Source organism: Pseudaestuariivita sp. (genome assembly GCF_052825805.1).
Genome location: NZ_JBRBVB010000003.1, coordinates 490418 through 503820 on the forward strand (window position 1 = coordinate 490418; position 13403 = coordinate 503820).

The following is a 13403-nucleotide window of genomic DNA, read 5'->3' on the forward strand; positions in this document are numbered from 1 at the left end:
GCTCGCTCCCATCTCTCCCGATAAACTCATGCACACCATATCCGCCCTCGATCTGCCCGCAGACCGCGCCGACCTCGACGCGCTGATGCGCGCCTATTTTGCGGACGTCCTGCCCAGGATCGCCGCTCTCGGCGCGCCCGCCCCGACGGTTGCGCAGGCAGTCGCAGGTGCGTGGGACGACATCGACAAATTTCTTCCGCCCAACGGGCAGGTCTTCATCGCGCGCGGCACAGACGGCCAAGCCGTCGGCTGCGGCTTCCTGCACCAATGCGCGCCGGGCGCGGGCGAGATGAAGCGGCTCTACGTCGCCCCGTCCGAACGCGGCACCGGCCTCGGCCGCAAGCTGGTCGAGGCACGCATCGACGCCGCGCGCGGGTTGGGCTGGCACAGCGTTTACGCCGACACGTTCAAAGGCAACACGGGCATGCTGAAGCTCTACGACCGCCTCGGGTTCGCGCCGTGCGACCTCTACGACGGCAACGCCAATTATCCCGAGATCCTTCCGGTCTGCGTCTTTCGAAAGCTGGCGCTGTGAGCCGTGCCGCCGAACAGGCGCCCCAGGTCGAGGTGCGCAGCCGGCAGGCGCTGCGGGACTGGCTCGCAGCCAATCACCAAAGCGCCCCGTCGGTCTGGCTGGTGACCTTCAAAAAGCACACCGCGCACTACCTCAGCTGGGACGCGCTGGTGGGCGAGCTGCTCTGCTGGGGCTGGATCGACAGTCAGACGCGCAAAGTCGACGCCGACCGGACCTCCGTACTGATCGCCCCGCGCAACCCCAAGTCGGCGTGGTCAGCCGTCAACAAGCGCAAAGTCGAGGAAGAGCGCGCCGCGGGCCGGATGACCCCGGCAGGAGAGGTGTTGATCGCTGCTGCGCAGGCGAACGGCATGTGGACATTTCTCGATGATGTGGAGGCTTTGGTTGTGCCACAGGATCTTGCTGCCGCGCTGGGAGAGCTGTCCGCCGGATGGGACACCTACCCGAGGTCGGTCAAGCGCGGGACGCTCGAATGGATCAAGACCGCCAAGACCGCGCCGACGCGCGCCAAACGCATCGAGGACGTGCGCGCGGCGCTGGCGGAGGGTCTCAGACCTTCGCCGTTCAGGAGGTGAGGTGGGCGATGCCCACCCTACGCCGGCCCCGATGATCGTGCTTTTCAACAAACCGATGAACGTGCTCTGCCAGTTCACCGACGAAGGCGGGCGCGCGACGCTCAAGGACTTTGTCGATGTGCCGAACATCTACCCCGCAGGCCGGCTCGACCGCGACAGCGAGGGGCTAGTGGTGCTGACGGACGATGGCCGCTTGCAGGCACGCATCTCCTCACCTCGGTTCAAGAAACCCAAGACCTACTGGGTGCAGGTCGAAGGCGCTCCTACGGACGCGGACCTCGCGCCTTTGAGGACGGGAGTGACGTTGAAGGATGGAAAGACGCGGCCCGCCAAGGCTCGTTTGATCTCGCCGCCTGATGTGTGGCCCCGTGTGCCGCCGGTGCGGGAGCGCAAGTCCGTGCCGGACACATGGCTGGAACTGACCCTGACCGAAGGTCGCAACCGGCAGGTGCGCCGAATGACGGCGGCGGTTGGGTTTCCAACGCTGCGGTTGATCCGGGTGTCGGTGGGGGAGTGGTCGCTCGATGGCCTTTCGCCGGGGCAGTACCGCGTGCTGTGAGCCGTGCATCGACGGGCCTTGGACCGGCGAACCGACGGCCTTTCTAAGCACCTTTATGTCCGCCAAGTTCGGAGAACCTCTGAGCTAAGCACCCAGCTCAACCAAATCGCCGGGCCGTCATGCCAAAGGCATGCCGATTATGAATGGCGCACCTATGGTGCGACGGAGGGCCCGGCGATGCGCGGCGGCTTCGCCTTGGTTCCGCGCCGGATCACCGGACTGACCAAATTACCCCAACTCCTCCGACCGGATCACCCGAAAAAACTCACCAGCCGACCAAAGCCCGAACCACCCGTCATGGTGCACGCCGATGTCGACCAACCGGTAGAACGATTTGCGGTCGATCAATGCCTCGAGGTTCGCGCGCACCAGAACATAAGGAGAGGGCTCGCCCGTCTCAGGGTCCTTCACCACGCGCAGGGGCGCCTGCGGCCCGGCCTCCACATGGTCGCCCACGTTTGTCTCGAAGCGCAGGACCTGCGCCTCGCCCTCCCCCGACACCTCGAAATCCACGGCCACGAACGGCGCGTCGTCGACGGTGATCCCGACCTTCTCGACCGGCGTGACGAGAAAGTACTTCTCCCCATCCTTCCGCAAGATCGTCGAAAAGAGGCGCACAAGCCCGGGCCTGCCAATCGGCGTGCCTTGATAGAACCACGTCCCGTCCCGCGCGATACGCATGTCGAGGTCACCGCAAAAGGGCGGGTTCCACAGGTGCACCGGCGGAAGTCCGCCTTTTGAAGCGGCACGCGCCAAGGCTGCGATGCTTTGTGCGTCCGGTCTCACGGCTTTTTGTCCGCTCATCTTTTGCCATTCCTGCTGCGCGCGTTACTCTTTTCAACGATAGATATAACCAACACGAGGCCGGTTGCCATGACAGACACGGGCGCGGATGCCACCCAAATGGTCGCAGAGATCGAAGCCCTGGCGGACAAGCTGAGCGCCGCTAAGGAAGCGCTTGCCGCGCGGTTCATCGGGCAGACAGAGGTGGTCGACCTGTCGCTGACGGCGCTCATATGCGGCGGGCACGCGCTGCTGATCGGCCTGCCGGGCCTTGGCAAGACGCTGCTGGTCGACACCCTTGGCACGGTCATGGGGCTCAACACCAACCGGGTGCAGTTTACGCCGGACCTGATGCCGGCGGACATCCTGGGGTCCGAAGTGCTCGACCAGAACGAGGACGGAACCCGCGCTTTCCGATTCGTGCCGGGTCCGATCTTTTGCCAGCTTTTGATGGCGGACGAGATCAACCGCGCCTCGCCGCGGACGCAGTCGGCGCTGCTCCAGGCGATGCAGGAAAAGATGGTGAGCGTGGCGGGGGTGGATCGCCCGCTCGACGCGCCCTTCCACGTGCTGGCGACGCAAAACCCGATCGAGCAGGAGGGGACTTACCCCCTGCCCGAGGCGCAGCTCGACAGGTTCCTGGTGCAGATCGACGTGCGTTATCCCGACCGCGAGACGGAGCGGAACATCCTCCTCGCCACCACCGGCGCCGAGACCTCCGCGGCCAAGCCGGTCTTCACCGGCGAAGAGCTGATCGCCGCGCAAGACCTGCTGCGCCGGATGCCGGTGGGCGAAAGCGTGGTGGAACGCATCCTTGATCTCGTGCGCAAGCTGCGCCCGGACGACGCAAGCGCGCCGCGAACGGTGAAAGACTCGGTCGCCTGGGGTCCGGGTCCCCGTGCGGCACAGGCGCTGATGCTCACCGTGCGGGCGCGCGCCTTGCTTGATGGACGCCTTGCACCGTCGGTCGAGGATGTGTCGTCCATGGCGCTGCCGGTGCTGGGGCACCGGATGGGTCTCAGCTTTTCGGCGCGGGCGCGGGGTGAGAGTCTTGCAGACCTCATCCAGTCCGAGACCGACGCCACGCTCAAAGGTGCCGCTGCGTGATCCAAACCGCGCAAGACCTGCGCCTCGAGGCCGAGGACGCCGCCGCGCGGCTGCCGGACTTGCTCGCGCAAGCCGACCAGCTTGCCTCGACCGTGCTGCTTGGCACGCACGGGCGGCGGCGCGCGGGGCTGGGGGATGATTTCTGGCAATACCGTCCGGCTCAAGCGGGGGACCCGCGGCGCAGCATCGACTGGCGGCGCTCGGCGCGGGGCGACACCCAGTTCGTGCGCGAGCGCGAATGGCAGATCGCCCAGACGGTGCAGCTTTGGGTGGATCAGGCGGGTTCGATGCAGTTCACCTCTGGCAAACACCCGGACAAGGCGCATCGCGCAAGGCTGGTGACGCTGGCGCTGGCGGTGCTGCTGCTCCGCTCGGGGGAAAGGGTGGGCCTGACTGGCACGCGCCTGCCACCGCGACGGGGATCGATCCAGGTGCTGAGGCTGGCCGAGATGTTGCTCGAGGAGGATGCCTCCGACTACAGCCCGCCAGACCACAAGGGAATGCTGCCGCGCAGTCAGGCGGTGTTCGTGTCGGACTTTCTCGGCGATCTCGATGAAGTCGAGCTGGGTCTGACCAAGGCCGCCGACCGGGGCGTGCGCGGCGTGCTCTTGCAGATCCTCGATCCGGTGGAGGAGAGTTTTCCTTTCCGCGGGCGCGCCGTCTTTGAAAGCCCGCGGCAGACGCTCGCACACGAGACGCTCAAGGCGGACGACCTGCGGGACAAGTACCTGAAACGACTGGCCGAGCGTAAAGCCAGGCTGACGGCACTCGCGCAGCTGACGGGCTGGCAGTACCACTGCCACCACACCGACCAGTCGGCGCAATCGGCGCTGATGTGGCTCTATCACGCCCTGGACCGGAGGCTCTGATGCTGACGCTGGGACCCATCGCCTTTGCCACGCCGTGGCTCTTGGCCGCGCTGGCCGCGCTGCCGATCCTCTGGATCATCCTGCGCGCCGTGCCGCCCGCGCCGATCAAGCGGATGTTCCCGGCGGTCACGCTGCTGCTGGGCCTCCAGGACGAGGATCATGTAAGCGACCGCACGCCGTGGTGGCTGCTGCTGCTCCGGTGCCTGGCCATTGCGGCGGTGATCATCGGTCTGGCGGGACCGGTGCTGAACCCGCAGTCAGAGGCGGAGCGTGGGAGTGGTCCGCTGATGGTGGTGCTGGACGCCAGCTGGGCGTCGGGCAGCGACTGGACGGCGCAGGTCAATGCGCTCGATGGCATCCTCGCCGAAGCCGAGCGGCAATCGCGCCCGGCTGCCGTGATCTCGCTAACCGCACCAACCGTGCCGGCGTTCCAGGCGGCAGGCAACGCGCGCAGCACGCTCTCCGGCCTAATCCCGAACCCCTGGGCGCCGCGCGACAGCGACATCGCGTCGGTGGTGGCCTCGCTCGAGACGCTCGAAGATTTCGACACGGTTTGGCTTTCCGATGGCCTCGCGCGCGACAACCGCGAACTTTTGCTGGACGCGCTTGCCGTCAAAGGCGACGTGAGCGTGATCGAGACGGGCGCGCCGGTGCTGGCCCTGTCCCCAGCCACGTTCGAAGACGGAGCGATCACGCTGACCAGCCACCGCCGCGATGTGGACAGCGTGCCCAGCATCGACGTGGTGGCCTTTGGCACCGACCCGAATGGAGGCGTGGCAGAGGTCGCGCGGGTGCCGCTCGCCTTTCAGGACGGTGCGAGCCAGGCCGAAGCGACGCTCGACCTGCCCTCCGAGCTGCGCGCACGTCTCACGCGGTTCGCCATCGCAGGTCAGGCACAGGCAGGCGCAGTGACGCTGCCCGACGATTCGCTCGCCCGCCGGGAGGTGGCGCTCTTCGCCGGTCGCGACGACCGCGAGGGGCTCGAGCTGCTCTCCCCCCTGCACTTCCTGTCCAAGGCTCTGGAGCCAACCGCGGACCTGCTCGATGCGGCGTTCGGGGACGTGCTGCCTGCAAACCCCGACGTGATCATCCTTGCCGATGTGGTCTCCCTCACCGCGCAGGAAACGGACGACCTGCTGACGTGGGTCGAGGGGGGCGGTCTGCTGCTCCGCTTTGCCGGTCCACGTGTGGCGGCGAGCGATCTCAGCCGTGATGCCGAAGACCCACTGATGCCCGTGCGCCTGCGTGCCGGAGGCCGGACCGTGGGCGGCGCGATGAGCTGGGGGGAGCCCAAATCGCTCGCGCCCTTCCCCGAGGAAAGCCCCTTCTTCGGGCTCGATGTTCCCGAGGACGTGCGAGTCTCCGCACAAGTCATGGCGCAACCCGACCCGACCCTCGCCGAACGCTCCATAGCGCTCCTCACGGACGGCACACCGCTGGTGACGCGCAAGCGCGTGGGTCAGGGACAGGTCGTGCTGATGCACGTCTCCGCCAATGCCGAATGGTCTTCGTTGCCGCTGTCGGGCCTTTTCGTGCAGATGCTCGAGCGGCTGGCGATCTCGACCGCCGTGGCCGCGCCAGAGGCACAGGACCTCGAAGGGACGTTCTGGCAACCGGCCAAAGTGCTCGACGGGTTTGGCGTGCTGCGCGACTCAGGCACTTTGCCCGGTGTGTCCGGTGAAGACCTCGCCAACGCGCCGCTCGGGCCTGAAATGCGGCCAGGCCTCTATACCTCTGAAGACCGCGCGATTGCCCGCAATGTCGTGGGCGCGGACGTCAGCCTGACCGCGGCAACATGGCCAACAGGCGTCACGGTCAGCGGCCTCGAAGCACCGCAGGAGCAGCCGCTGATGGGCTGGCTCCTGACCGCGGCGCTGGTCCTGCTGGTTGTCGACATTCTTGCCTCCCTCTGGCTGGCGGGCCGCCTCACCGGACCGCGCGCGGTCAAGGCAGCGGCGCTGGTGCTGGCCACCGTTGTTCTGCCGCAGCATGCCGAGGCGCAGACCACCAGCGACAGCGCCGCGATCGCCGCGACAGAGGAAATCCGCCTCGCCCACGTGCTGACCGGCGACCGTACCGTGGACCGCACTGCCGAGGCCGGCCTGCGCGGCCTGAGCGAGACGCTGTTCCAACGCACCTCGATCGAGCCTGCGGGCCCGGCAAGCGTGAACCTCGAAACCGACGAGCTGGCGTTCTACCCGATGCTCTACTGGCCGGTGACCGCAGATCAGTCGCTGCCGTCAGCGGAGGCCGCCGCCAAGGTCAACGCCTTCCTGCGCTCGGGCGGGCTGATCCTATTCGACACGCGGGACGCGGACGTGGCCGGTTTTGGCGCGTCGAGCCCCACCGGGCGCAAGCTGCAGGACATCGCCCGCACGCTCGACATTCCCGCGCTGGAGCCTGTGCCGGAGGACCACGTGCTGACGCGCACGTTCTATCTGCTGCAGGACTTCCCCGGACGCCACGCAGGCCGGGACGTCTGGGTCGAGGCCGCGCCGCCCGATGCGCAGACGGTCGAAGGGATGCCCTTCCGCAACCTCAACGACGGGGTCACCCCGGTGATCATCGGTGGCAACGACTGGGCGGGCGCCTGGGCGCGTGACGAGGCGGGGCGCCCGTTGCTCCCCGTCGGGCGTGGCTTTGCAGGGGAGCGCCAGCGCGAGCTGGCCTACCGCTTTGGCGTGAACCTCGTGATGCACGTGCTGACCGGCAACTACAAATCCGACCAGGTGCACGTGCCGGCTCTGCTGGAAAGGCTTGGACAGTGATCTCGACCGTCGTCTTTGACCCGCTGGTGCCGATACCGGTGTTGATCGCGCTTGCGGTGCTGGTGACGCTGGGGCTGGTGCTCGCGATCTGGCGCGGCCTTGCGGGCTGGGCGCTGCGCGTGCTTGCCGGCGCGGCGCTGCTCGGCGCCATTGCGCAACCGGCACTGCAACGGGAAAACCGGGCGGCGCTGGACGACATCGTGATCGTGGCCGTCGACCAATCCGAAAGCCAGTCTTTGTCAGGCCGTCCCGCCCAGACCGAGGACGCGGCGACCGCGCTGATCGAAGAGCTCGAGGCGCGCGACGGCACAACCGTCCGCCGCGTCGATATCACCAACGGCACCGACAACCTCGGCACCACCGCGATGGGTGCCATTGCGTCGGCCCTCGCTGAAGAACCCCGTGCGCGCGTCTCGGGCGTGCTGCTGATCAGCGACGGTCAGGTGCACGACATGCCGGCCCTGCCCTCCCTGCCCGCGCCGATGCACTTGCTGCTGACCGGCGAAGAGAGCGACTGGGACCGCCGCATGGTGGTCAAGAACGCGCCCGCCTTTGCCATCCTGGGCGAAGAGATCACGCTCACGTTGCGGATCGAGGATCAGGGCGCCGCCCCCGCTGCCGAACAAGCCTTTATCGACATCGCGGTCGATGGCGCGGACGCGCAGCGCTATACGATCGACGTAGGACGCGACGTGGACCTGCCGATCCGCCTGCCGCACGGCGGGCGCAACGTCATCGAGTTCTCCACCCCCACGGTCGACGGAGAGCTGACGGACCGCAACAACCGCGCACTCGTGCAGATCAACGGTGTGCGCGACCGCCTGCGGGTGCTGCTCGTCTCGGGCGAGCCGCATGCCGGCACACGCACCTGGCGGAATCTCCTGAAATCCGACAGCTCGGTGGACCTCGTGCATTTCACCATCCTGCGCCCGCCGGAAAAGCAGGACGGGGTGCCGGTGTCCGAGCTATCGTTGATCGCCTTTCCGACGCGCGAGCTTTTCCTCGACAAGATCGACGATTTCGACCTGATCGTGTTCGACCGCTACAAGCGGCGCGGCATCTTGCCGGCGCTCTATCTCGACAACGTGCGCGCCTATATCGAGGCGGGCGGTGCGGTGTTGATCAACGCCGGGCCTGACTTTGCCTCTGCCGACTCGCTCTACCGCTCCCCGCTTGCGCCAGCCTTGCCAGGTGAGCCGACGGCGCAGGTGATCGACCGCGCCTTTGCGCCGACGGTGACCGAGCTAGGCGCGCGCCATCCGGTGACGGCGGGTCTCGGTGCGCCCGAGGATTGGGGGCGCTGGCTGCGGCAGGTCGAGCTGACGCCGACCTCCGGCGATGTGGTGATGAGCGGTGTGGACGAGGCGCCCCTGCTGATCCTCGACCGGGTCGGTGACGGGCGCGTGGCGCTTTTGGCCTCCGATCAGGCGTGGCTCTGGTCGCGCGGGTACGAGGGCGGCGGTCCGCAGCTCGAACTGCTCCGCCGTCTCGCCCACTGGATGATGAAGGAGCCGGACCTCGAGGAAGAGGCGCTGGTCGCCGAGGCCACGGGTCAGCAGATGCGCATCGTGCGCCGGACTTTGGACGAAAGCGTGGGTGATGTGACCGTCACCTCCCCCTCAGGTGAGGTCTCCATTGTGCCTCTCTCCGAGGTCGCGCCAGGCCGGTTCGAGGCGCAGATCACCGGCGGCGAGATCGGGCTTTACCGGCTCGAAGAGGGCGATCTGACCACCGTGATCGGACTCGGTCCCGCGGCACCCAAGGAGTTCGAGGCGACCATCTCCACTGGCGAGATCGTGGCACCTGCCTTGGCAGCGCTGCGCGGCGGTGTGCACCGGCTTCAGGACGGCCTGCCCCGCCTCCGCAACGTGCGCGAGGGACGGCCCGCGTCGGGGCGCGGTTGGGTGGGCCTCACACCCCGCGACGCGTTCGAGACGCTCTCGATCTCGCGCCAGTCCCTGCTGCCGGCCTGGCTGATCCTGATGGTCATTGCCGCGCTCAGCGTGGGTGCCTGGCTGCGCGAAGGACGGCGCTGATTGCAACACTAGAGGGGGCTCTGCCCCCCGCGTTGAAACTCCGAGGAGTTTCAACGCTCCCCCCGAGGTATTTCTGAACCAGAGAAGGCCTTTACACGAAGGCGCTGATCCGGCGGCGGGTCGCCCAGAAGAGCGTACCGAGGATCGCGATGTTGGCAAGATTCCAGGCGATACCGTTCCAGAAGGCCCAGGTGTAGGTGCCGGTCACGTCGTAGATCCAGCCCGACATCCAGCCGCCCAGCGCCATACCGAGGATGGTCATCATCATTACGAAACCGACGCGCGTGCCGGCCTCCTGAGCGGGGAGGTAGTCGCGCACAATCACGGCGTATCCCGGGACGATGCCGCCCTGGCTGAGGCCGAAGACGAGGCTGACGATGTAGAGCGACACGAGGCCACCGGCGGGCAGATAGAAAAACAGCGCGAGGCATTGCAGCGCCGAGCCGATGAGCACGGTCACGAGACCGCCGAGCCTGTCGAAGAAAAAGCCCGAGACGAGGCGCGACGCGACGCCGCCGAGGAGCATGAGGGACAGCATCTCCGCTCCGACCGCCGGGCCAAACCCGAGGTCGGTGCAGAGCGCCACGATGTGGACCTGCGGCATCGACATGGCGACACAGCATCCAACACCCGCGGCGGCGAGCATGAGCTGCAACTGGCCTGGGGTGAAGGGCATGCGCCCGGTCTTGGCAGCGACGGCTGCATTGGCCCGGGCGGTGGTGTCGGCGCTTACGCGGCGGCGAAGGAACAAGCTGAGCGGAACGACGACGGCCACCGCGATCGCTGCCAGTGCAAAGTAGACCGCGCGCCAGCCGTCCGAGGCGAGCAGCCCGGACAAAGCCACCGGCCAGATTGCGCCGCTGAGGTAGTTGCCGGACGCCACGATGGCGACGGCGATGCCGCGAAACCTCTGAAACCAGTGGGATATGTCGGCCATCAACGGGCCAAAACCCGCCGCGGTGCCCAGTCCGATGGCGGCCTGGGCGAGGATCAAAAGCCAGATCGACGGCGCGTAGGCCGCCGCGACAGATGCCCCGGCAAAGAGGGCCACGGCCCCGAGCAGAGCAAGGGTCACGCCGAACCGGTCCACGAAACGGCCCATCACCAGATTGCCCAAGGCAAAACCGATCATCGTTGCCGTGTAGGGCAGTGAGGCCTCCGACCGACTGACGTCGAACTCGGCCTGAACCGCAGGCAAAACCATGATGATGGCCCACATCCCAACGTTGATCACCGAGGCAATGGCCAGGGTTATCGCGAGTCGGGTCCAGGCGTAGCGGCTGTCAGTCTCCATCGGCGCGACGCTAGGCACGAATGGGCCGCAGGTCGACAGGCTGAGATTTAATTTGACAGCCGAATTAAAACACGCATGCTGGCGGCAACATGGGAGGAGTCATGTTTCTAGGATTGGATCTGGGGACTTCGGGCCTGCGGGTGTTGCTAGTGTCCGAAGACGGCACCGCGCTGGCTTCGTCCGAGGCGCACTATGACGTGGCGCATCCGCACAGCGGCTGGTCCGAACAGGACCCGAATGCGTGGGTGACGGCATGCGACGCGGCGCTGCGATCTCTTGCGCAGAGCCACGCCAGTGAGCTGAAAGACGTTTTGGCGCTGGCCATATCGGGTCACATGCACGGTGCCGTTCTGGTGGATGAGACTGGCACACCGTTGCGTCCTTGCATCCTGTGGAACGACACCCGCAGCCACGCCGAAGCGGCAGAGCTCGATGCGATGGCCGATGTGCGGGAGCTGTCGGGCAACATCGTCTTTCCAGGCTTTACCGCGCCCAAATTGGTATGGGTCGCGCGGAACGAGCCGGACATCTTTGCCCGAACCGTGATGGTGCATCTGCCCAAGGATTTTGTCATCCGGCATCTGACGGGCGTGACTGTCGGGGAAATGTCGGATGCCGCCGGGAGCGCGTGGCTCGACATTAAGGCGCGCGACTGGTCGGTGGACCTTTTGAACGCCTCCGGGATGGTCGGCAGCCAGATGCCTCGCCTGATCGAAGGTACGGACATCGCCGGCACGCTCAGGCCGGACCTGGCACAGGCCTTGGGTTTGCCGGGTGGCGTGCAAGTGATCGGCGGCGGCGCGGACAACGCGGTTGCCGCGTGCGGCGTGGGCGCGACGGCGGAGGGCGACGGCTTTGTCTCGCTCGGCACATCCGGCGTACTGCTGGCCGCACGCGACACGTGCGCGCCGATGCCGGAGACGGCGGTGCACACGTTCTGCCACGCGCTGCCCTCGCGCTGGTACCAGATGGGGGTGATGCTTGCGGCGACCGACAGCCTCAACTGGCTGGCCACGCTGACCGGACAATCGCCTGCCGCTTTGGCAGGGGCGCTGCTGGAGGTGCCAAGCGGTCCCGGCGCTGTGATGTTCCTGCCGTACCTGTCGGGCGAGCGCACGCCACACAACGACAGCCGCATCCGGGGGGCCTTTCACGGGCTCGACATCGCGCACGGTCCTGCCGCGCTCACGCAGGCGGTGATGGAGGGCGTGGCCTTTGGCCTGCGCGACAGCCTCGAGGCGCTCGAGGCGACCGGCGCGCAGCTGACGCGGCTGACGGCCATCGGGGGCGGAACGCAGTCGCCCTTTTGGTGCCAGACGCTTGCCAACGTGCTGAACCTGCCGCTCGATCTGCCTGCACAGGGAGAGTTCGGGGCGGCCATGGGCGCGGCGCGTTTGGCAATCTGCGGTGCCACAGGCGCCGACCCGGGCACCGTGATGACAAAACCTGAGATCGCCCGCACTTTTGAGCCTAACCCTGCGCAACTCGGCGCCTACGAGGCTGCCTACCAGCGGTTCAAAGCCACCTATCCCGCGCTCACCGCGCTGCCAGATGGAGCCACGACATGACCGATTTCTTCCAAGGCATCGCGCCCATCACGTACGAAGGACCAGAGAGCGACAACCCGCTGGCCTACCGCCATTACAACCCCGATGAAGTCGTCGCCGGCAAGCGGATGGAGGACCACCTGAGGTTCGCAGTCGCCTACTGGCACTCCTTCGCGTGGGAGGGCGGGGACCCGTTCGGCGGACAGACATTCATCCGCCCCTGGCATCCGCAGGACAGCATGGAGACGGCCAAAGCCAAGGCGGACGCAGCCTTCGAGATGTTCCGCATCCTCGGCCAGCCCTACTTCTGCTTCCACGACGCGGATGTGCGCCCCGAGACAGGATCCTTTGCGGGCAACCTCGCGGGCCTTCAGGAGATGACCGACGTCTTTGCCGCCAAGATGGAGGAGACCGGGACCAAGCTCCTCTGGGGGACGGCCAACATGTTCTCGCACCGCCGCTGGATGTCCGGCGCGTCGACCAACCCGGACCCGGACGTGTTCGCCTTTGCGGCGGCGACGGTGAAATCCTGCATGGACGCAACGCAGGCCCTCGGCGGCGAGAACTACGTCCTCTGGGGCGGGCGCGAGGGGTACGAGACGCTGCTCAACACCGACATGGGGCGCGAGCTCGATCACATGGGGCGGTTCCTCACGATGGTCGTCGAGTACAAGCACAAGATCGGCTTCAAAGGTCAGATCCTCGTCGAGCCGAAACCGCAAGAGCCGTCCAAGCATCAGTACGATTACGATGCCGCGACCTGCTTTGGCTTCCTGCAAAAGTATGGCCTCGAGAACGAAGTGAAGTTGAACCTCGAACAGGGGCACGCGATCCTGGCTGGGCACTCCTTTGAGCATGAGATCGCGACGGCGGCGGCGCTTGGCGTGCTCGGCTCGATCGACATGAACCGCAACGACTACCAGTCCGGCTGGGACACCGACCAGTTCCCGAACAACGTGCCGGAGGTGGCGCTCTGCTACTACCACATCCTCAAGGCGGGCGGGTTCACCACCGGCGGCACCAACTTTGACGCCAAGCTGCGCCGCCAGTCGCTCGACGCCGAGGACCTGATCGCCGCGCATGTGGGCGGCATGGACATTTGCGCGCGCGGGTTCAAAGCCGCCGTCGCGATGCAGGAGGACGGCGGTTTGGAAAAGGCGCTGTCGGAACGTTATGCCGCATGGGAGAGCGCCGAGGCGCGGGCCATGCTCGGCTCTGATTTGGAGAGCATCGCCGCGCGGGTGCTGGCCGATGGGGTGAACCCGGAGCCGGTGTCGGGCCGTCAGGAGATGCTCGAGAACTACGTGAACCGCTTTGTCTGACCCCAACG

The 13403-nt window shown here is 66.8% G+C and carries 11 protein-coding genes; 9 read left to right on the forward strand and 2 right to left on the reverse strand.

Going from position 1 to position 13403, the window contains the following annotated elements; all coding sequences use genetic code 11:
- The first annotated feature begins 28 nt into the window (after positions 1-28).
- The 3 genes from ACU0B3_RS06655 to ACU0B3_RS06665 are packed head-to-tail and all read left to right on the forward strand — an operon-like array spanning position 29 to position 1669.
- Complete coding sequence (locus tag ACU0B3_RS06655) at positions 29-535, forward strand: GNAT family N-acetyltransferase (RefSeq protein ID WP_446260041.1); 507 nt, start codon at positions 29-31, stop codon at positions 533-535.
- Positions 532-1110 (forward strand): YdeI/OmpD-associated family protein, encoded by a 579-nt coding sequence (locus ACU0B3_RS06660; protein ID WP_446260042.1) that lies wholly within the window; start codon positions 532-534, stop codon positions 1108-1110. Before ACU0B3_RS06655 ends, ACU0B3_RS06660 begins: the two co-directional genes overlap by 4 nt.
- A gap of 31 nt (positions 1111-1141) precedes the next feature.
- Entirely contained in the window at positions 1142-1669 is a 528-nt protein-coding gene (locus ACU0B3_RS06665) for a pseudouridine synthase (protein ID WP_446260043.1), read from the forward strand.
- 228 nt (positions 1670-1897) lie between these two features.
- On the opposite strand, the gene ACU0B3_RS06670 is transcribed toward ACU0B3_RS06665, so the two are convergent.
- Positions 1898-2473 (reverse strand): DUF1285 domain-containing protein, encoded by a 576-nt coding sequence (locus tag ACU0B3_RS06670; RefSeq protein WP_446260044.1) that lies wholly within the window; start codon positions 2471-2473, stop codon positions 1898-1900.
- A gap of 69 nt (positions 2474-2542) precedes the next feature.
- On the opposite strand from ACU0B3_RS06670, the gene ACU0B3_RS06675 reads away from it, so the two are divergent.
- Genes ACU0B3_RS06675 through ACU0B3_RS06690 form a run of 4 tightly spaced genes read left to right on the forward strand, consistent with a single transcriptional unit; the run spans position 2543 to position 9232 of the window.
- Entirely contained in the window at positions 2543-3559 is a 1017-nt protein-coding gene (locus tag ACU0B3_RS06675) for an AAA family ATPase (protein WP_446260045.1), read from the forward strand.
- A complete protein-coding gene (locus ACU0B3_RS06680; protein WP_446260214.1) occupies positions 3559-4428 on the forward strand; it encodes a DUF58 domain-containing protein in 870 nt (289 codons plus the stop codon). The genes ACU0B3_RS06675 and ACU0B3_RS06680 overlap by 1 nt, the downstream gene beginning before the upstream one ends.
- Positions 4428-7196 (forward strand): DUF4159 domain-containing protein, encoded by a 2769-nt coding sequence (locus tag ACU0B3_RS06685; protein ID WP_446260046.1) that lies wholly within the window; start codon positions 4428-4430, stop codon positions 7194-7196. The genes ACU0B3_RS06680 and ACU0B3_RS06685 overlap by 1 nt, the downstream gene beginning before the upstream one ends.
- On the forward strand, positions 7193-9232 hold the full coding sequence (locus ACU0B3_RS06690) for a hypothetical protein (protein ID WP_446260047.1): 2040 nt from the start codon (positions 7193-7195) through the stop codon (positions 9230-9232). The genes ACU0B3_RS06685 and ACU0B3_RS06690 overlap by 4 nt, the downstream gene beginning before the upstream one ends.
- Before the next feature lie 91 nt (positions 9233-9323).
- Here the strand turns inward: ACU0B3_RS06690 and ACU0B3_RS06695 are convergent, their stop codons facing one another.
- Positions 9324-10526: an MFS transporter gene (locus ACU0B3_RS06695; RefSeq protein WP_446260048.1), complete on the reverse strand. Its 1203-nt coding sequence runs from the start codon at positions 10524-10526 to the stop codon at positions 9324-9326.
- A gap of 101 nt (positions 10527-10627) precedes the next feature.
- On the opposite strand from ACU0B3_RS06695, the gene xylB reads away from it, so the two are divergent.
- Together xylB and xylA are read left to right on the forward strand one after the other, a co-directional pair.
- Positions 10628-12094, forward strand: coding sequence for a xylulokinase (gene xylB / locus ACU0B3_RS06700; RefSeq protein WP_446260049.1), 1467 nt, complete (start codon positions 10628-10630; stop codon positions 12092-12094).
- The gene (gene xylA, locus ACU0B3_RS06705; protein ID WP_446260050.1) at positions 12091-13395 is read left to right on the forward strand and encodes a xylose isomerase; all 1305 of its coding nucleotides are present in this window, start codon (positions 12091-12093) and stop codon (positions 13393-13395) included. The genes xylB and xylA overlap by 4 nt, the downstream gene beginning before the upstream one ends.
- Positions 13396-13403: the final 8 nt, after the last annotated feature.

Bases quoted from the DNA above. Each gene is read 5' to 3' on its own strand.
- ACU0B3_RS06655 (WP_446260041.1), top strand. From the start codon at position 29: ATGCACACCATATCCGCCCTCGATCTGCCCGCAGACCGCGCCGACCTC.
- ACU0B3_RS06665 (WP_446260043.1), top strand. From the start codon at position 1,142: ATGATCGTGCTTTTCAACAAACCGATGAACGTGCTCTGCCAGTTCACC.
- ACU0B3_RS06670 (WP_446260044.1), bottom strand. From the start codon at position 2,473: ATGAGCGGACAAAAAGCCGTGAGACCGGACGCACAAAGCATCGCAGCC.
- ACU0B3_RS06675 (WP_446260045.1), top strand. From the start codon at position 2,543: ATGACAGACACGGGCGCGGATGCCACCCAAATGGTCGCAGAGATCGAA.
- ACU0B3_RS06685 (WP_446260046.1), top strand. From the start codon at position 4,428: ATGCTGACGCTGGGACCCATCGCCTTTGCCACGCCGTGGCTCTTGGCC.
- ACU0B3_RS06695 (WP_446260048.1), bottom strand. From the start codon at position 10,526: ATGGAGACTGACAGCCGCTACGCCTGGACCCGACTCGCGATAACCCTG.
- xylB (WP_446260049.1), top strand. From the start codon at position 10,628: ATGTTTCTAGGATTGGATCTGGGGACTTCGGGCCTGCGGGTGTTGCTA.
- xylA (WP_446260050.1), top strand. From the start codon at position 12,091: ATGACCGATTTCTTCCAAGGCATCGCGCCCATCACGTACGAAGGACCA.